Source organism: Microcystis sp. M079S1 (assembly GCF_020246425.1).
In the GTDB taxonomy this organism is placed as follows: domain Bacteria; phylum Cyanobacteriota; class Cyanobacteriia; order Cyanobacteriales; family Microcystaceae; genus Microcystis; species Microcystis aeruginosa.
In genome coordinates this window covers 1-18,347 of the sequence record NZ_JADBSZ010000118.1, presented here as the reverse complement: position 1 = coordinate 18,347, position 18,347 = coordinate 1, and the positions used below count along the sequence as shown (strand labels likewise).

The 18,347-nt window shown below is 42.0% G+C and carries 16 protein-coding genes, 2 tRNA genes and 1 pseudogene; 8 read left to right on the top strand and 11 right to left on the bottom strand.

The window, feature by feature from the left end; translation table 11 throughout:
- Positions 1–158: 158 nt before the first annotated feature.
- From IM456_RS07890 to IM456_RS07855, 7 genes and pseudogenes are all read right to left on the bottom strand, one after another.
- Positions 159–445 (bottom strand): annotated as a pseudogene (locus IM456_RS07890) (hypothetical protein).
- A 541-nt stretch (positions 446–986) separates the two neighbouring features.
- Positions 987–1,205 carry a BrnA antitoxin family protein gene (locus IM456_RS07885; RefSeq protein ID WP_253881154.1) on the bottom strand — a complete coding sequence of 73 codons (219 nt, stop codon included), beginning with the start codon at positions 1,203–1,205 and terminating at the stop codon, positions 987–989.
- Between the two features lie 19 nt (positions 1,206–1,224).
- A complete protein-coding gene (locus IM456_RS07880) occupies positions 1,225–1,500 on the bottom strand; it encodes a BrnT family toxin (protein WP_002785632.1) in 276 nt (91 codons plus the stop codon).
- A gap of 51 nt (positions 1,501–1,551) precedes the next feature.
- Complete coding sequence (locus IM456_RS07875) at positions 1,552–1,830, bottom strand: hypothetical protein (RefSeq protein WP_149986426.1); 279 nt, start codon at positions 1,828–1,830, stop codon at positions 1,552–1,554.
- A 524-nt stretch (positions 1,831–2,354) separates the two neighbouring features.
- The gene (locus tag IM456_RS07870) at positions 2,355–3,383 is read right to left on the bottom strand and encodes an adenine-specific methyltransferase EcoRI family protein (RefSeq protein WP_287712762.1); all 1,029 of its coding nucleotides are present in this window, start codon (positions 3,381–3,383) and stop codon (positions 2,355–2,357) included.
- A 332-nt stretch (positions 3,384–3,715) separates the two neighbouring features.
- Positions 3,716–4,075 carry a hypothetical protein gene (locus IM456_RS07860; protein WP_061431110.1) on the bottom strand — a complete coding sequence of 120 codons (360 nt, stop codon included), beginning with the start codon at positions 4,073–4,075 and terminating at the stop codon, positions 3,716–3,718.
- A gap of 218 nt (positions 4,076–4,293) precedes the next feature.
- Positions 4,294–4,767, bottom strand: a complete 474-nt coding sequence (locus IM456_RS07855) for a hypothetical protein (RefSeq protein ID WP_287691838.1) — start codon at positions 4,765–4,767, stop codon at positions 4,294–4,296.
- 147 nt (positions 4,768–4,914) lie between these two features.
- On the opposite strand from IM456_RS07855, the gene IM456_RS07850 reads away from it, so the two are divergent.
- Positions 4,915–4,986, top strand: a tRNA-Asn gene (locus IM456_RS07850).
- Positions 4,987–5,038: 52 nt separating this feature from the next.
- Here the strand turns inward: IM456_RS07850 and IM456_RS07845 are convergent.
- The gene (locus tag IM456_RS07845; protein WP_149986422.1) at positions 5,039–6,298 is read right to left on the bottom strand and encodes a M16 family metallopeptidase; all 1,260 of its coding nucleotides are present in this window, start codon (positions 6,296–6,298) and stop codon (positions 5,039–5,041) included.
- A gap of 3 nt (positions 6,299–6,301) precedes the next feature.
- Positions 6,302–7,579, bottom strand: a complete 1,278-nt coding sequence (locus tag IM456_RS07840; RefSeq protein ID WP_149986420.1) for a M16 family metallopeptidase — start codon at positions 7,577–7,579, stop codon at positions 6,302–6,304.
- Between the two features lie 240 nt (positions 7,580–7,819).
- On the opposite strand from IM456_RS07840, the gene IM456_RS07835 reads away from it, so the two are divergent.
- The 3 genes from IM456_RS07835 (at position 7,820) to IM456_RS07825 (ending at position 10,949) form a co-directional block, all read left to right on the top strand.
- The gene (locus IM456_RS07835; RefSeq protein ID WP_149986418.1) at positions 7,820–9,649 is read left to right on the top strand and encodes a tetratricopeptide repeat protein; all 1,830 of its coding nucleotides are present in this window, start codon (positions 7,820–7,822) and stop codon (positions 9,647–9,649) included.
- Positions 9,649–10,746 (top strand): glycosyltransferase family 4 protein, encoded by a 1,098-nt coding sequence (locus IM456_RS07830; protein WP_287691836.1) that lies wholly within the window; start codon positions 9,649–9,651, stop codon positions 10,744–10,746. Before IM456_RS07835 ends, IM456_RS07830 begins: the two co-directional genes overlap by 1 nt.
- 116 nt (positions 10,747–10,862) lie before the next feature.
- Positions 10,863–10,949, top strand: a tRNA-Ser gene (locus tag IM456_RS07825).
- Positions 10,950–11,241: 292 nt separating this feature from the next.
- On the opposite strand, the gene mfd is transcribed toward IM456_RS07825, so the two are convergent.
- A complete protein-coding gene (gene mfd / locus IM456_RS07820) occupies positions 11,242–14,724 on the bottom strand; it encodes a transcription-repair coupling factor (RefSeq protein ID WP_149986415.1) in 3,483 nt (1,160 codons plus the stop codon).
- A gap of 603 nt (positions 14,725–15,327) precedes the next feature.
- Between mfd and IM456_RS07815 the strand changes: the two genes are divergently transcribed.
- The 4 genes from IM456_RS07815 to IM456_RS07800 all read left to right on the top strand — a co-directional run bounded on the left by IM456_RS07815 (position 15,328) and on the right by IM456_RS07800 (position 17,679).
- Positions 15,328–16,251: a metal ABC transporter solute-binding protein, Zn/Mn family gene (locus IM456_RS07815; RefSeq protein WP_287691169.1), complete on the top strand. Its 924-nt coding sequence runs from the start codon at positions 15,328–15,330 to the stop codon at positions 16,249–16,251.
- 65 nt (positions 16,252–16,316) lie between these two features.
- The gene (locus IM456_RS07810) at positions 16,317–17,060 is read left to right on the top strand and encodes a metal ABC transporter ATP-binding protein (RefSeq protein ID WP_353737721.1); all 744 of its coding nucleotides are present in this window, start codon (positions 16,317–16,319) and stop codon (positions 17,058–17,060) included.
- 167 nt (positions 17,061–17,227) lie between these two features.
- Positions 17,228–17,455: a type II toxin-antitoxin system HicA family toxin gene (locus tag IM456_RS07805; RefSeq protein ID WP_002790649.1), complete on the top strand. Its 228-nt coding sequence runs from the start codon at positions 17,228–17,230 to the stop codon at positions 17,453–17,455.
- A gap of 2 nt (positions 17,456–17,457) precedes the next feature.
- Entirely contained in the window at positions 17,458–17,679 is a 222-nt protein-coding gene (locus tag IM456_RS07800; protein ID WP_061431100.1) for a type II toxin-antitoxin system HicB family antitoxin, read from the top strand.
- A gap of 25 nt (positions 17,680–17,704) precedes the next feature.
- On the opposite strand, the gene IM456_RS07795 is transcribed toward IM456_RS07800, so the two are convergent.
- Positions 17,705–17,938: a hypothetical protein gene (locus IM456_RS07795; RefSeq protein WP_149986411.1), complete on the bottom strand. Its 234-nt coding sequence runs from the start codon at positions 17,936–17,938 to the stop codon at positions 17,705–17,707.
- Positions 17,939–18,347: the final 409 nt, after the last annotated feature.

Genomic DNA, 18,347 nt, shown 5'->3' with positions numbered 1-18,347 from the left:
GAATGACCTGGCGTGCCTGGAAGCGGAACCCTTTGTGTTCGTCTCCAGAAAGTGCAAGGGTTTTGAGTCCCTCGGATCGATTTCTCAACGTTTGTCTCTGGCACTTTTTGGGCTAAAAAAGTCCCAAAACCGTTTTCTAGTCAGGCTTCCAGTAATTTTCAGCCAGCACTAAGTAATACTGATCTCTTTGTCCGTCCACCAAATCGGCGAACATGGCGAGAACCCACTCGAACAATCCAGATTTGTGCATCTGGATGACGGGCTTCGAGTCAATGCAAGCAGCCATTTCACGAGCGTCAACTTCAAAGTCTCCTGTTTCAAGATCGATCGCCACAATTTTGCCATGATTGCCTGACTCAACTTTGGGACGCACTTGAGATTCATAGATATCATCTCCTCGGCGGGCAAATTCCTCTTTGCTATAGCGCGGTTGACGGATTACCATGATTAGGAATTTTTGTAGATTATCTATTTAGGGCTGGCTGAATAATGGTAAAACCCTTTTAAAATAAGGGTTTTCACCTGTTAAAATCCGATGTTCATGCTGCGAAAATAGGATTAAGACCTTCAAAAACCTGGCATTATCCTTCTTTTAGTACATAAATTGGTACGAAAAAAGAGGGCAACAAAGCCTGAAACGACCGGCTACTGACTCCTGACGACCGACTCCTAACCCCACCAACAAACTTTTTCGGCAAACCCTATTTATTGGCATTGTAACCCATTGGAAAAAGCTCCGAATAGATCAAGCCAAAGTCAGGGGCTTTACATCTCATTAACACAGCCTACAAGATCGGCGTACTGCTACGCAGTGCCTTCGGCATCGCACTTAGACTCACAGCTGCAATCAATGTGCATGGTGCGTTCCCCAAAATCGATCGCTGGAGCAATAAGACTTGCATTAGGGAACGCACCCTACGGCTAAGCCAGCGAACGTTATGCCGCTGCAATCCTTGTTTTCAAATACAACAACATGAATCTGCCTGTTATTGATGTGCCTCCATATACGCTCGTAGCAATTGATTGATCTGTGTTTGATAGCCACGCCCTTGAGACTTAAACCACTCTAATACATCGCTATCAATGCGGAGTGTAACTTGAGCCTTGGCTTTTGTGACAGGTAAACCCCGCCGCACTACCGCCTTAGCAAACATTTCTGGCGTAATCTCTGAACAATCTGATAAATCAATATCTTCATCGCTCATCGCATCCAATCGTGGCCAATCAGTTTGAGAGTTGCTCGAAGTAGGTTCGTTGTTCATATTTCGTCGCTTTTCTTGCAGAAATAATACGGGTGCAATCCTCACGTTCTGTATGGACAACGGCAATCACTCGCCCTTGCAACAAACCGAATGTGACAAAACGCTGCTCTCCATAACCGTAACGGTCGTCCTCAACCGTTACAATATCCCCATCAAACACGGCTGGAACATCGGTAAAATCTATTCCGTGCTTACGAAGATTAGCAAGACGTTTTGCTTCATCCCATTCATATTCCATAACCGAACGACAGCTACAATAACCAATTGTAGTTACAAATTGTCGTTACAGCTACCCATCCCAAGCAATTTTTATCGTGAATGAATGCCCCGCAAGCAACTTCAAGCCACTGTCCCAACCGAGGACTTGCGGCATAACGTCAAAGATCACCGGGCCGGCTTCGCCGGCTCCGGTGCAACGCCGGGTTAGAAAAGGTTTGCCGCCAATGGAACGAAAGACTGGCACGGCAAGCACAGACGAAAAAGAAAACTGACGCATTGCAAAAATGTTTAAGCAAAAGCCCATGATAACCACGCGCTGAAAGAACAGCAATAGCTGAGGTACGCGCAAAGAAAAGAGGCAAAGGAAACCGCAACAAAAAACCGAAAGAACCAGCCTGTGAAGCACGAAAGACGAACAGGCCTGATGCAACGTGGAAAGTGTTTGCGATGGTACGACTTCTAACTACATATTATCTGGAAACTTTCCGTATATTACGCTAAATACCCACTTTTTAAAGAATTTTTCCGTATATTACTCTCAAATGGAATGATCGCAAGAAGTTTTCTGTATGATATTACAATAAGCGTGTTATGCCGATTAGCGTACTTCCCAATGAACCCCCCTCCACCTCGCAAACTTCTGGACGTAGTGCGAGAGACGATCCGCCCTACCGCATTACTCCTACCGCACCGAACAAAGATATTTTAAAAGGGTTTTACCATTATTCAGCAAGCCCTATTTAACTTCATTTGTCAAGAAATTCGCTGATTTTTAGGTGCAATCGTAATAAACTCACAGCTGCAATCCATGTGCATGGTGCGTTCCCAAAAATCGATCGCTGGAGCAGTAGGACTTGCATTAGGGAACGCACCCTAGGACTGAGTTATACATTGTTTTTCTTTGTCAGTTAAATCAATATATTCAGTTTGGATTCGTTTATTCTTGATTAGTATTCTAAAATAAGGACATTTCCCATTTACTGATAAATCTTTATCATCATTCCCTTTCCTGAATTTAATTATTTCAAATTGGTCGGGATTGAATTTATGTAAAAATGTTATTGGTACACCCATAACACCCTTGAAGTCTAAGGGAATGTCTTGGGTTTTATTGACATTAATTCCATCATAATTGTCATATTTTGGATATTCAGCTTCATTGCCAAAATATCTTTTTGTGAGAGCCATATCTTCCTGTCGTTTTGATGTGTCTAAGTTGGTTAACCATAAACAATTATTTGGAGAAACTATTCTATTTCCAGAATTGTCAATACGAGCTTCTGTTCCATAAAGTTCATATTGTTCGGGAACAATGAAACCAGAAATACCTCTACCAAGATTTATTCCTAACCAGGCTTTGTTTTCTTTAATTAGTTTGAAAATTTCTTTATAGGTTATTGCATTAATATTGCCAATTATCAAAAAATTTTTATCGTATTTAACTAATTGAGCTACATATTCTCTGAATAATGAAAATGGAGGATTAGTAACAACGATATCGGACTTTTTTAATAGTTCAATACTTTCAGGACTACGAAAATCTCCATCCCCATTAAAGTAAATAATGTCAGTTAAACTAGGTTTATTTTTTTCTCTATCTGTACCTGTATATTCAAAGAAAAAACCCTTTTCATCTTCTTCTGTATTAAATAAATCTCTGACTTGTTCTCGATAACAAGATGTTATTATTTTTTTTAGACCTAACTTTTTGAAGTTTGCAGCAAAATACTTAAAAAAGTTACTAATTCGGGGGTCATCGCAATTGCAATAAACTACTTTATTTTCAAAATGACTTTTATAATGTTGCAACTCACTTTCTATATCTGAAAGTTGTGTATAAAACTCGTCACTTTTTAGTTTTTTAGCATTTTGCAATAATTTATTTGTCGCATTTCTTACCATGTTCAACCTTTTTTGATTTAATAAATGTTTTGTTTTTAGTTATTTACTTTTGGTTATCTGATTAAATATTTCACTGCCTAATACTTGAAGAGAGGTTTTAGAAATTTTAAGCATAATATCAAACATTTTTTTGATAAGTAGGGAGGCACAATTATTTGTAGGACGGGTTAGCGGTAGCGTAACATGATCGGGGGTTGGTTTTCATGCTTCTAACTTCACAGTTTCCATCAATGTGCATGGTGCGTTCCCCAAAAGCGAGCGCTGGAGCAGCAGGACTTGCATTAGGGAACGCACCCTACGGCCAACTGGAGTGTGTACGATTATAACATCATTTATATTATAACTACTTTGCCATTGGAACGAATAACCGAACATATAATAATTGCGTCGTTTTTATCTACCTTGATGTCACATATAATTAACTCGTAGCTTTGATCTCGAAGCTCATAGACTGTAACTGTTGGATTGACCTTTTTATGCTTCTTTCTATGAATCACCAGATTGAAATTTCCTTCTCCCTCTTCCCATGATCTGTCATTGAAAACAAACTCATATGGTGAAGCATCCTTATATTGGGCGTATGCACCTATCAAAGCAATCACAGTCGAAAAGATAGCAAGCCAAGTAGTACCATATAAAGATGCAACAAAACTAAGGACAATGCCAGCTACTGTGATGAGAAATGATTTCATAATTGATACGACAATAGTGTATTTATCGATTTCTGTCTAACGGTCTATTTATACGGCTCTTAGTTTAGTGTAGGACTAATTTCTTGAATCCACCCGACAATTAACTAATTGTCGGGGAAAAAGTGCCTAAATTTTGCCACCGGCTGGCACTTTTTGATTGCCAAAAAGTCTAAAACTATTATCCCACAAGGTTTTTAGCTCTATTCAGCCAACCCTATTTATTGGTGTACCTGCAAATGAAGGACATAATGACCTAAAATCAGGTTATCTGACCATAATTCGTACTCTAGACGCAAATATTCGGGGAAATTATTCCCCTCTAATTTGAGACTACGGGTATAGTTGCCGAGGCGAAAAGCGTAACCCGGTTGAGAACTTTCGGCATTTAACCAGTAGCGACTGACACCAAAAACCCCTTGCTCCCAAAAATGACGATAGGCGAATCTTCCCTGGCCCTGCATGGTCATAATTACCCGATTGGCTGAAATTTCTAGCCAAATTAATTTATTTTGATTATTTTCGGGTTTAAGTGTCTCTATTTCTGGGAGAGCGACTGGTGGTTGATTGAGGAGAAGATGAAACCGGTGGTGATCCTTTTGGTAGAGGGTAGCGGCAGTGTCTAAAGAGGAGAGGATGGGTAGATCTGTCGAGAGCAGACAGAAGGAAACGGGACGGCGGTGATGGGCAAGCATAGACTAGACTTAATGGTGTCCTTATCTCCACAATAGTGGATTCTCCGCCCACCGCTACCGGCACCGGAAATTTTTTTGAGAAAAAATCCAGAAAGCACTTGCATTATTGAGGGACTTATGATTATAATTATTAATTGTGAGTAGCCTTCCTCGGTAGCTCAGTGGTAGAGCGGTCGGCTGTTAACCGATTGGTCGTAGGTTCGAATCCCACCCGGGGAGTTAATCAAAAATAGCAGCGGCAATAGTTTTTTGTTGCTGCTTTTTGATCTTACTAGAGAATTTCAGCGATCGCATTTTCTGGACCGACTAAAGAAATGTAAGGATTTTGAAAATATTTACTGGCTACCGATCGCGCTTGTTCGGCAGTAATCTGATTAATAGAATCCAGGAAAGTGCGATCGAATTCAATCCCCAAACCTAAGCTTTCATACCAACCGTATAATTGAGCGATTTCGGCGTTAGTTTGTTTACCGAGAGCATATTGACCCAATAACTTATTTTTAGCTGACTGTAACTCCTCCTCGCTCAAAGTTACTTTATATAACCTTTCTGCTTCCTGACGCAATCCCGACAGGGCCATGGCTGTGTTTTGGGGTGCAGTTCCCATATAAATGACAAATTGGGAAGAATCGAGACGGGTGGGATAAAAAGCGGAAACATCGTAGGCTAATCCCCGTTTTTCTCGCAATTCCACGAATAAACGACTAGATAACCCATTCCCCAGATAGGTACTCAATAATTTTAAAACGGCATAATCATCCTCTTGCACAGAAGAGCCGGGGTATCCTAACATAACGATCGCCTGTTGACTAGCTTGGACGGTAGTTAAACAGGTGGGCTGAAAATCAAAAGCGGCGGGGGGTAAACTAGATAAAGGAAGATCGGGAATTGACCAACTGCCAAAAATTTCCGTCACTGCTTTTACTGCTTGCTCCAGGGTAATACGGCCAGAAAGACTAATTACCAAGTTATCGGGACGGAAAAAGCGACTATGATAGGCCTGCATATCCTCCCGTTGCAATTGAGCAACCGTTGCCTCCGTACCCAATAAAGACATACCATAGGGATGATCGGGGTACATAGCTGCGCGTAATTGATTAAAAGCCACATTAAAAGGCTGTTCCAATTGAGAGCGAATGCTTTGACGGGTGAGATTTTTCTCTAATTCGATTTCTGGAGGGGGAAAACTGGGAAAACGAATAATTTCCGCCGCTAGACGCAATATATCTAAAAAATCCTTGGTAACGGTCTTTAAACTAACCACAAAATAATCAGTCCCCGTGTCGGCACTTAAACCGGCCCCCGTGGACTCAACTCGATCGGCAATTTCTAGGGAAGATAACTTTTCTGTCCCTTTGGTGAGCAGCACGGCTAAGAGACGAAATAAACCCGCTTTTTCGGTTTTTTCCCAACGAGTACCCGCATTTTTGAGAAAAATTCTCCCTGCAACTAACTCCACGGCCGTATTTTCCACCACTAAAAGGGTGATGCCATTTTCTAAGGTTAAGCGGTGAATGGGGGAAGCGGACATCGTTTATTCACAGGGTTGCATTATTGTAATAGCATATCGCTCCGGGGAGAGATACTGACGAGCGAGACGTTGTAGATCTGACGGTTGAAAACTTTGGATAACTTGGGGATAGATCGTTGCTAGGTCGGCAGCTCTCAGGGTTTGATAATATCCATAGAGTCCCGCTAATTGGCCCGGGGTTTCTGTGGAGAAAATATAATCGTTAGCTAATAACTGTTGAGTGCGGTGTAATTCTGCGGGGGTGACGGGATCATCGTGCAGATGTTGGATATGTTCACAGATAATAGCTTCAATTGCCGCGGTTTGTGAGCTAGATAGCCAAGCGCCGATGGTAAAGAGACTGGAATCTCGTTGCAGGGAAAAATTACTGTTAATATCGAGGACGATTTGCGCTTCTTCCCGCAGCTGTCGCACTAAGCGCGAACAGCGTCCCCCGGCAAGAATTACCGAAATCAAGTCTAATCCAAAGGCATCTTCTAGGCGATCGCATCCTGGTCCAGTCCATCCCATCAAGAGACGAGAATGTTCTAGGTGGGGTAAATATACTTGGGAACGACGAATTTCGATCAGGGGGGGTTCGGCAGCCACTAGATTCGCAGGGGATTCCGAGGGGACGGGAAATTCCCGAAAAGATTGCCGGATAATTTCTAAAGCTGCTTGGGGTTCAATTCCCCCGATAATCGCCACACACATATTTTCCGGTTGATAATAGGTGCGATGGAAACAGCGCATTTGATTGGGGGTTAATTGCTCTAAACAGGGTTGATCACCTAGAATAGAGCGTCCGTAGGGATGGTTTTGATAGATACTTCCGCAGAGGGTTTGGTAGGCAATCCAATCGGGATCATCATAACAGGCCCGTAATTCTTCTAAAACTACATCTTTTTCCCGATAGAATTCCTCATCGTCAATCTCAGCATGGAGGAGAATTTCGGCCAGATGGGGTAGGGTATGTTCAATTTGATCCACACTGGTGGTGAGATAGAAGTGTGCGTAATCGTGACTGGTGGCAGCGTTGGTCATTCCGCCACAATTTTCGATTAAATAGTCAAAGAGTCCGGGGGGAAGTTTTTTCGTCCCCTTAAAGATCATGTGTTCGAGAAAATGGGCCATACCTAACCATGGGTCGGGTTCAGCGATCGCACCTGCTTTCACCCACACATCCACCACCACCACAGGAGTCACGGGTAAATACTGATGAATTACGGTTAAGCCGTGATCTAATTGCCATACCTGAGCGGGAAAAGAACTCGTTTGACACTGTGCTATCGACTTGATCAATGTCCGTTAACCAGATTTTTTGTTAAATTCTATACATAGATTATCTTATCTCGCGCCTGCTCAACCATTAAAGAACTTTTGTCATGATTTCTAGACAATTCTCCCAAATATCAGCCTTATCGGTGATCAGTGACTCGGTGATCAGAGGTGAGTTTTCGGTTCACTGATTACTGATTGCTGTTTACCGCTCCCTAATTACTGATTACCGATTACTGTTTACCGATAACTGAAAAACCCCCTATGACAGAAAATAGAGATAACTTCAACGAAACTTATAATGCACTAATTGATCGCATTGTCAATCTAACTTTGGAAGGAAAAATTAGGGCTAAATCACAGGTTTATAACCTTTTAGCCGAGGGAGTAAAAAATGGCACAGGAGAAATTTTTGAGCGTTGTTTAACCGAAAAAATAATCGTTACTCGCTCACAGTTAGAAACAAAAATTAAAGCGACTAGGGTTTTGCGGGCTTTGGAAACGATCGAAAGTGAATGGGAAAAATATCAAAAAACCAATCAGCAAAATTCTCTCACTGCAGCGGCGATCAATAATCTGGTTAAAATCGATCGAGAGGATCGTTTACTGACTTTAGTGAATTTAATTGATCCCAATCAAAATAATGCTTTAACCCTAGAACAATTACAACAGTTAGCCAAGCATTTACAGACAGTTTCTCAGCAGCGGGGAGAAGCGGATTTATGGCAAATTGCCACGGGGATTAATCTGGGGTTAAATACTTGGTCAAATTTATCGAGTTATCTCACCAGTTGGCTCTACGAACAAAATCGCAATCTTGGTTTTACTAATGATAATGAGCGAGTTACCCCTTGGCAAATTTGGGCAAGTAAAGTTAATCCCTCTTGGTTAAAACGAGTCTTAGAAAGTTTAGCTAATCAACAAGCTTTTGCTCCTCTCACTCAGGATTTAACTTTAACCGATTGGGTAGAAACTGCCATTGTTTTTCAATATATCCAAAGAGGACTAATTAACTTTTTTGATCAGCGCATCTATAGCGAAAAATTAGGAGCAAAATTATCCATTTCTACCTTTCTCACCTTTGCTTTAATTTGGTCACTGTTAACCAATAGTTTCGAGCAAGTTAGTAAAAATTCCCTCTATAGTCGGGGCTGTTTTCAGATGGCTTTACAAATTCTGAGGACTTTTGCTCAACGGGACTATTTTCCTTTATATGGAGGAATTTTTGCCTCCTTTTCTGGCCGTTATCTCAAGGATGCGTTAGACTATTTATCAATTCCTCTACGTTATGTGGAAGGCACGGGAGAAAAGGCGAGAATTTTAACTTTAATTGCCTATTCTAATCGCATTCGCGGCGACTATCGACAGGCCAGAGAATGTCATCAACAAGCTTTAGAAATTGCCCGTCAACAACAGGATTATGCTTGTGAAATAGCTAATTTAAACCATTTATCCCGTCTCAATGCTATCCAGAAAAACTATGCAGAAGCGATTAATTTAAGTCAGAGAGCTTTAATTTTAAGTCGTCAACAGGGTAATAGTTTAGGACAGGCTAACGCTTTAGCTAATTTGGGTTATAGTCAGGTACAGGAAGCGCAACAGTTAGAGAGATATGATCCAGAAATTTATCAAAGTTCGATCGAGTATTTAAAACAGGGATTAAAGTTAGCGGAAAGTCTCCAAGATTGGCAGAGTAAATCCCTTTGTTGTAGCAGTTTAGGTCTAGCATATCTTATCCTCGAAAGACCCCAAGAAGCGATTAATATTCTCCTGCAAGGATTGGAATCGGCCAAATACTACGGAGATGTATATCTGCAAGGTTTATTACTAACTTATTTAGGCGAAGCTTACTATCAAGACAAGAATTTTGAACAGGCAATTTATATGGGTTCTCTAGGAATGTATTGGCTACACGAAATCGGTGCAGTAGAATGGCGACAAGCTGCTAGTCTATTAACGGTTATTCGCGGCAAAAATATCGCAGCTTTTGAACAGACTTTCAGTCAGGAACGTTCCTCGCTGATTAAATCTATTGGACTGGAAGGCTACCAATATATCTCAGAAATTCTCAGCAAATATCAACAGGGTAATTAGTGAATACACAGCCTAAATTATTAATTAATCTCTCGGTACTTTTTCCCCAACCCACGGGAATCAGTACCTACATTCTTAACCTCTTACCCTACCTGAAAAATTTAGAACCAACCCTACTAACAGCTAATAGTTATCCCGACTTTAACTGTTATTCTATCCCCAAGGGTCTCGCCCCCGATCGAGGAGCGAAAGGTCATTTAAAACGCTTACTCTGGACTCAGTTTCGGTTATCGTCAATTTACCGACAATTAAAGGCCAATTTACTCTTTTCTCCCCTTCCAGAAGCGCCGATAAATTCTCCCTGTCGCTTTGTCGTCATGGTTCACGATTTAATTCCCCTACGGTTTCCCAGTTTTACTTCCCCCTTAACCCAATATTTCCGTTATTATGTGCCGCAGGTATTACAACAGGCAAAACATATTATCTGTAACTCTCAGGCAACGGCCAAAGATATCACTGAATATTATCAAATTCCCGCCGATAAAATTACTTCTATTCCCCTAGCCTACGATCATCATCACTTTCGCCCTATTCAAGATAATAAGCCAGAGCATCCCTATTTTCTCTATCTCGGTCGTCCCAATCCCTATAAAAATTTACCGCGTTTAATCGCCGCTTTTGCCCAATTGCCCCCAGATTTAAGCGATTATCATCTTTGGATTGCTGGCAGCTTTGATCGCCGTTATACCCCCAATTTACAACAACAAGCGCGGGAATTAGCAGTCAGCGATCGCATTAAATTTCTCGATTATATCCCCTACGATGAGCTGCCCAAGGTGATCAGTCAAGCCACTGCTTTAGTCTTCCCTAGTCTCTGGGAAGGCTTTGGATTGCCCGTTTTAGAGGCTATGGCCTGCGGTACACCCGTCATTACCTCAAATTTGTCATCTTTGCCGGAAGTCACGGCAACAGCGGCAATTTTAATCGATCCCTATCGAGTCGAGGCCCTGGCCGATGCCCTGAAAATTATCGCTCAAGATCGACAATTACAGTCAAAATTAAGTCATCTAGGCAAAAAACGGGCCGATGAGTTTAGTTGGCAAAAAACTGGTCTAGCTACAGCCGCAATCTTAAATCAATATCTAGGGTGTGCTTAACTGACAGCGTTTCCCTTCAAGATGAAGTTTAACCTGATCGGTCATCGTCGGAAAAAGAAAAATAATTTGACAGATCGGCAGCATTTGCTGTAGGATTGATGATCGTGACCTCAATTGGAGAGATGGCCGAGCGGTTGAAGGCGCAGCACTGGAAATGCTGTTTAGGGGTAACTTTAACGAGGGTTCGAATCCCTCTCTCTCCGTCCCCAAAGCACCTCATCAGTAGGTAGGCGTTAAAAATTATCAGATACCCCCGTTATCAAGGGTAGGGTTGATTCATGAATCAACCCTACCTTATCAAGGGGGGCAGGGGGGGATCGAGCCTAAAATCCATTTTTAATTTAATTATAACCAGCTACTTAGGTAGTCTTGCAAAATTAATTTCCCGGTTGAGACAGGAGATTACTTTTATTGATTATCTTCTCCCCTGCTCCCCACTTCATAATTGATAATTCATAATTCCCACTCTCTTATACTTTTTAAACAGGATTTAGTCTAATTCCCCCTCGGTAAACCATCTTTACACTTAGCCAACCAGTCCAATAAACTATCTAACTGCTGTGGTGGTTTTAGCGCTCCTAAACCCCTAACCGTCACCTGTTTGGGACTATAAACAAAGCGTGATTGTATATGTTGGGGTAGGTGTTCTTGTAATAATTTCCACGCTGGTTCCTCCATAGGAGTTTCTAGGATAATATGCTGTTTTCCATCGGGTTTAATTCGCGAAAAACCGAGGGACTTAGCCAGATGTTTTAACTCGATTACCTTAAATAATTGTGCCACCGGTGCAGGAATTGCCCCGTATCTATCGACTAAATCGGCGGCAATTTGTCCTAAAGTTTTCTGAGAATTAGCAGTAGCGATCGCCCGATAGACATCCATTTTCTGCTCCAGATCGGATATATAATCATTAGGAATAAATGCCGTCAATTTCAGATCGATTTGGGTATCCTCCACTTGAGGAATTTCTTGACCTTGAATTTCCCGCAAAGCTTCCTGTAACATTTCCATATATAGATCAAAACCGATCGCTTCCATTTGTCCCGATTGTTCCGCACCTAATAAGTTACCCGCACCGCGAATTTCCAGATCCCTAGTCGCTAATTGATACCCCGATCCTAACTGGGTAAATTCTTGAATTGCCTTTAATCTTTCCCGAGCGGTTTCTGTTAGTTCTGCCTTGGCCGGATAAAGTAACCACGCGTGCGCTTGTACTCCCGATCGCCCCACCCGTCCCCGCAGTTGATAGAGTTGCGCTAAACCGAATTTTTGGGCATCTTCAATGATAATCGTGTTAACTCTGGGAATATCTAACCCCGACTCTACAATAGTCGTACAGACTAAGATATCCGCTTCCCCATTATTAAAAGCTAACATGGTGGTCTCTAATTCGGACTCATCCATACGACCGTGGCCGATGGCAATTCTAGCACCCGGAATCATCCCTTGAATTGCTGCCGCTTTTTCTTCAATTCCCTCGATTCTTGGTACTACATAAAAAACCTGTCCCCCCCGATCCAATTCATTGCGAATTGCCGTTCTAATCACATCAGAATTATAACTAGAAAGGTGGGTTTGGATGGGACGACGAGAGGGAGGAGGTGTGGTAATTAAACTCATTTCTCGCACCCCAGAAAGGGACATATAAAGAGTCCGGGGAATCGGTGTCGCACTCAAGGTTAACACATCAATATTACTTTTAAAAGCCTTAATTTTTTCCTTTTGATTGACCCCAAAACGCTGTTCTTCATCAATTACCAATAATCCTAAATCTTTAAACTCCACCGCTTTACTCAATAACAACTGCGTCCCCACTACTATATCCAATTCCCCCGTTTTCAAGCGCTGGACGATATCTTTTTTCTCGGAATTGGTGCGAAAACGATTTAATAAACCCACATTAATGGGATAGGGAGCAAAACGTTCTTTCAGGGTGTGATAATGTTGTTGGGTTAAAATTGTTGTTGGTGCTAATAAAGCCACCTGTTTATGACCCGTGGTGACAGCTTTAAAAATAGCACGAATGGCCACTTCCGTCTTACCAAAACCCACATCCCCACAGACTAATCGATCCATCGGGCGATCGCTTTCTAAATCCCGTTTCACATCCTGTATCGCTTTCAGTTGATCAGCAGTGGGTTGGTAGGGAAAAGAATCCTCTAACTCCCGCTGCCAGGGATTATCCATCGGATAGGCAAAACCCGATTTTTGGGCGCGTTGGGCGTAAATATTGATTAAATCAACCGCTAACTTCTTAACTGACTTCCTGACGCGAGCTTTCGTCGCTTCCCACGCTTTGCCAGAGATTTTATGTAATTCAGGCTCTTGATTACCTGTATGACGATAACGGGAGAGATTATCAACAGAATCGGCAGGAACCCGCAATAATCCATCAGCATACTTAATAACTAGATAATCTCGACCTTGCACTACTCCGCTAATTGTGCTTTCCTGCTTTTCTAGTTTGATAAACTGTCCGATGCCATGGTGTTTATGTACTACAAAATCGAGGGGACGGAGTTTATTCACATCCACCTGTACCGAGGCTGCTTGCCGACGTTTGCGGACGTAACCGGCAGTATTTAAAAGATGTTGCCCGAAGAACTCTCGATCGCTAACGACGACTATGCGATAGGTGGGGAGGATAAAACCTTCTAATTCAGCTAATCCTGAGTATTTTAGGGCTGTAGCGGTGTTTTGAATGATTAAGCGCTCGATCGCCCCAAAATCGAGGGGATTGGGGATAAATTGGGCCGGGCAGTCGTGTTCCTGTAATAACGAGACTGTACGGGAGGGTTGGGCAGATATTAACCATGTAGCGTACTTATTTACTTTAATACCGCTATAAATCTCTCTTTTTCCCCGTAAAATTTCCGCTAGTTTGGCGAATTGCCCCGGATTGGTGGGAATCGGACGACTGGAGAGATTAAGACTATTTTCGGAGAGGTGATCGTCTATTTCTGAGAGGTAGAGATGGGGAAATTTAACCGATATTTCCAAAGATTCGCCAAAAGAACGGTGAATTTGCGGTAAAGCTGGTTCTATCTCTTGCCAGCGTTCCCCAATATATTCTATCCAGCGATCGCTTCTAGCTTGACAGCTTTCCAGTTCATCAAAGGCAATAAGGGTATTTTCGGGGAGATAATCCAATAAAGAGGCAGGTTGACGGAAGGCCAAGCCTAAAAATCGCTCAATTCCCTCTGGATAAATGCCATTAGCCAATTTTTCTCGATCTTCAGCCCCTAGATAATCGGCCACTGTCGGGGGGAGAGAAGGGGCAATCATCGCCGCGAAGCTAGTGGGAGTAAGAAGCAGATTGGGTATAGAATCGAGGGATCTTTGGGTTGCAGGGTCAAATTCTCGCAATTTTTCCAATTCATCGCCGAAAAATTCTAACCTGACCGGTAATTCTGCCGAAACTGGGAAAATATCGACAATATCGCCGCGACGACTCCATTGCCCTTCGGTTTCTACCAGTGGAACCCTTTGATATCCTAATCTAGCTAGGGTTAGATCGAGGTTTTTGCCTTCTATAACCGTTCCTACCGCAAAATTATCGCTATATTTCTCGAAAACCTCTCTAGGGGGTAAATGGGGCTGCAGGGCCTTTTCGGTGGTAACGATCGCAATTCCGTCCTCTTGATGACTGATTGCCGATAATACCTGCATCTGTCCCCAAATCATCTCGGATTCCCGATTAAATGTCTCGTAGGGGCAAGCTTCCGAGGTGGGATAAAAGAAAACACCTTTCCACGTCATCGCTTCTAATTGTGTCGCCCAACGTGCCGCTTCTTCCAGATTGGCACAAATAATTAAAAGATTTTTTCCTTGACAACGGGCGAAAGCTGTGCTTATTAATCCTTTCGGTAAGCGGGCAAGGCCAGTTAGGGTTAAATTGCCGTTTTTCTCCAGTTTTTGGATAAGTTCGGCAGTTAAGGGCGATTTTTCAATGTTGCGAATAACGGAGGCAAAAGTCATTTTTTAGTGTTCGGCGCTCGGTTTTTAGTTAGGGTTTGCGGCAAAAAGTTTTTCGTGGGGACAGGGTGTGGGGTGTGGGGTGTGGGGTGTAGGGTTTTACCGATTTTGAGGGGGTCAATTACTTAATTTTCCCCCCGATCACTCCCATGTCCGGTACTTTTTGATTTCCCAAAAAGTCTAAAAGTTTTACCCAACACGGTTTTTAGATTTATTCAGCAAGCTCTAGTTAAGCTCTACTGAATTTATACTGCCTCTTGGGATTTTTAGTACAAATGCTCAGGCTTCCTCTCCCTGCTCCCAACTCCGGTGCAGTCTTAACGAGTATCAGTTATCAGTTGTGAGTTTTCAGTTCACCCACTACTTTTTGGGGTTAATTTTTTTGGGCTTTATTTGACTTGACCAGAGGGGGGTCGCAGGCGCACGGATTTTCCATTATCTATATAATATCATGTCAAGCGTTAGTTAGCAAGAGAAAATTTTTAATTGGGAGCGAAAGATCGAAGGACGAAAAACCAGTACATCTATACCGAAATATTTTCAGAATGATAACGATTCTCACCGACTGTGATAAGATCAGAATCATAATCAGACTCAGTTAATCCGATGGGTAAAAAATTCCAGTTAACAGCGATCGCTTTAACCCTGACTATAGCCAGCTTAACAGCTTGTAGTGGTCCCTCGGTCAAGGAAGAGGAAGCAAAGACACCCTTACAGGTGACAGTGAGTATCGTACCGCAGGAATATTTTGTCAAACGCATCGGCGGTGATAGAGTCAGTGTTAATGCCATGATTCAACCCGGGACAGATCCCCACACCTATGAACCAAAACCCGAACAATTAAAAACCACAGCCCGATCGCAAGCCTACTTTAAAATCGGTGTATCCTTAGAAGATGCCTGGAAAGATCGCTTAAACAGTGTTAACCAACAGATGTTAATCGTCGATACCAGTCAAGGAGTAGATAAAATCCCTTTGACAGCAGAACATGATCACGATCATGATCACGCTAAGGAAGAAAAACATCAAGCTGGAAAAAACACCCTAGATCCCCATATTTGGTTATCACCAAAACGAGTCAAAGCACAAGCAGAGACTATTTATCAAACCCTAGCACAACTCGATCCCGGTCAGGAAGCTATCTATCGGGCTAACTTGGAAAAATTCAGTCAGGAATTAGAGACATTAGATCAAGAAATTCGGCAAAACTTGGCAGGGATTAAAAACAAAAAATTTATGGTATTTCATCCCGAATGGGGCTATTTTGCCCAAGATTACGGTTTAGAGATGATTGCGATCGAAATCGAAGGCAATGAACCCAGTGCTGCCCAGTTAAGTCAACTAATCAAACAGGCCAAAAAAGAGAATATTAAAGTTATTTTTGCTCAACCGGAATTTAGCCAGAAAAGTGCCGAAACTATTGCTAGGGAAATTGGGGGACAGGTAATCCTTATCAGTGCCTTTGCTCAAAATTGGAGTGAAAACCTGCGACAAGTTTCCCAAAAAATGGCCACAGTTTTAAATCAGTAATTGCTTGTATATGTAGCTAGACACAATTAATTGCACATATCTAACTACCTCTTGCCTATTGCCTATTGCCTTTTGCCTATCCTAACCAAGAAGTTAATTTTGCCCTATTGTATATGTCAACGATCATTACCATTAATCATCTCTGGGCCGGCTACGAACAGGAACCGATCCTCGAAGATATTAATTTAACCATTGAAGAACTGGATTTTCTGGGAATTATCGGCCCGAATGGAGGAGGAAAAACTACCCTCCTTAAGGTTTTACTGGGATTAATTAAACCTTGGCGGGGAGAAGTCAGTATTTTGGGGCAAAGTGTCCAAAAAGGTCGGGAATTAGTCGGTTATGTGCCGCAGTTTGTCGAATGTGATCGCTCATTTCCCATCACTGTGGGTGAGGTGGTGAAAATGGGGAGATTGAGCAGCAAAAAACTCTGGCAAGGCTATAGTAAAAAAGATGAAGTAAGGGTAGATAAAGCTTTAGATAGTGTGGGAATGTTAGCGTTGAAAAAAAGATCGATTGCTGAACTTTCGGGGGGACAGCGCCAACGGGTTTATATCGCTCGCGCTTTAGCGGTAGAACCCCGTCTCTTGATTTTAGATGAACCCACTGCCAGTGTCGATCCCCAAATGCGTGCTAGTATTTTTTCCCTGTTGCAAGAATTGAATGAGTGGATGACTATTTTAATTATTTCCCATGATCTGGGAACCCTATCTACCTATGTTAAATCGATCGGTTGTCTCAATCGTCGTCTCTATTATCACGGCCAAAAATCTCTCACTGCCGCTATGTTAGAACAAGTGTATTGTTAAGTAGTCGTGCAAAATTAATTTCTTGGTTAGGATAGGCAAAAGGCAAAAGGCAAAAGGCAAAAGCTTTATCGAAATGTGTAATTAATTTTGCTTAGGTACTTAAAAGTTTTCTCCTTTTGGGTTAAAATGGATTTTTGCTCAAGCTCATTGTTGAATGGCATTCACTCGTGTCTAAAAGGGATAAACTACTAGAACTACTCAAGAATAGTCCTAATAACGCAAGATTCAACGATATTTGTAAACTGCTAGAATTAGAAGGGTTTTCCCTTGATCGAATTACAGGTAGCCATCACATTTTTAAAAGAAATGATATTATTTTGGTCATACCTGTTCATAATAAAAAAGTAAAATCTGTTTATATTCGTCGAGTCCTTGAAATTATCGGAGATAACTAAAGATGAATTATCCAATTATTATTTATCCCTGTGAAGAAGGCGGTTTTGTCGCTGAAATTCCAGCACTATCCGGCTGTTTGGCTCAGGGTGAAACCTTAGAAGAAACCCTAAAAGAATTACTGATGGTAAAAGATTTATGGTTAGAAACAGCCCAAAAATATAATCAAAAACTTCCCAACTTAGAAACAGAGATAGCGAAAATCAAAGCATTAAGCACTGTATAGAGCATTTTTGGGGGAATTGCGATCGCTAACTGCCGTCTTGACTTAAAAAATAGCCAACTGCACGCTGAAGCTGTTCCATCCCTTTTTGCAGTTGGTCAATACGAGCCTTAGAGTCTTCCATTTGTTGAGCAGTAGCCTCCACAAACCGATCAATACGCCGATTCGTTGCTTCACTGATTTCCGCCAGACGTTCTATTCTTGCATCAATACGCTCCATATTGGCTTCAATACGGTCTAATCGAGAACTTTGCCACCACATTTACTTACCACCTTTAAAATAAGCCTTTATTGCCCCCAGTCTAGCAAATTTTTAGACAAATTAATCTCTTTTCATCGTGTGATCGCTTTTTGGGGATGAGAAAGGGCGATCGTTTTTGGGGATGAGTAGCGCGATCGCTGATCTTGTAGGTTGGGTTGAGGTAACGAAACCCAACATTGCCTTTATTTCTTACATTAATTTTTTGGGTTTCACTTCGTTCAAACCGACCTACAGTGCGATTATTTGCTTGATAATTTTTACTAATCTAGGCTCTTCGGGACTTGGTATGGTTCGATAGGGGGGCATAAATCGACTCAATCCTTATCTGGCAAGAGATTTAATTGATTAGTTCGCTCCAGATCGCCAACAATTGACAAAAATTGCGGCAATGTCTGTCTCTATAAAGGTT

Coding starts and splice junctions, on each gene's coding strand:
- IM456_RS07885 (WP_253881154.1), bottom strand. CDS start 1,205: ATGAGCGATGAAGATATTGATTTATCAGATTGTTCAGAGATTACGCCA.
- IM456_RS07880 (WP_002785632.1), bottom strand. CDS start 1,500: ATGGAATATGAATGGGATGAAGCAAAACGTCTTGCTAATCTTCGTAAG.
- IM456_RS07870 (WP_287712762.1), bottom strand. CDS start 3,383: ATGGTAAGAAATGCGACAAATAAATTATTGCAAAATGCTAAAAAACTA.
- IM456_RS07860 (WP_061431110.1), bottom strand. CDS start 4,075: ATGAAATCATTTCTCATCACAGTAGCTGGCATTGTCCTTAGTTTTGTT.
- IM456_RS07855 (WP_287691838.1), bottom strand. CDS start 4,767: ATGCTTGCCCATCACCGCCGTCCCGTTTCCTTCTGTCTGCTCTCGACA.
- IM456_RS07845 (WP_149986422.1), bottom strand. CDS start 6,298: ATGTCCGCTTCCCCCATTCACCGCTTAACCTTAGAAAATGGCATCACC.
- IM456_RS07835 (WP_149986418.1), top strand. CDS start 7,820: ATGACAGAAAATAGAGATAACTTCAACGAAACTTATAATGCACTAATT.
- mfd (WP_149986415.1), bottom strand. CDS start 14,724: ATGACTTTTGCCTCCGTTATTCGCAACATTGAAAAATCGCCCTTAACT.
- IM456_RS07815 (WP_287691169.1), top strand. CDS start 15,328: ATGGGTAAAAAATTCCAGTTAACAGCGATCGCTTTAACCCTGACTATA.
- IM456_RS07800 (WP_061431100.1), top strand. CDS start 17,458: ATGAATTATCCAATTATTATTTATCCCTGTGAAGAAGGCGGTTTTGTC.
- IM456_RS07795 (WP_149986411.1), bottom strand. CDS start 17,938: ATGTGGTGGCAAAGTTCTCGATTAGACCGTATTGAAGCCAATATGGAG.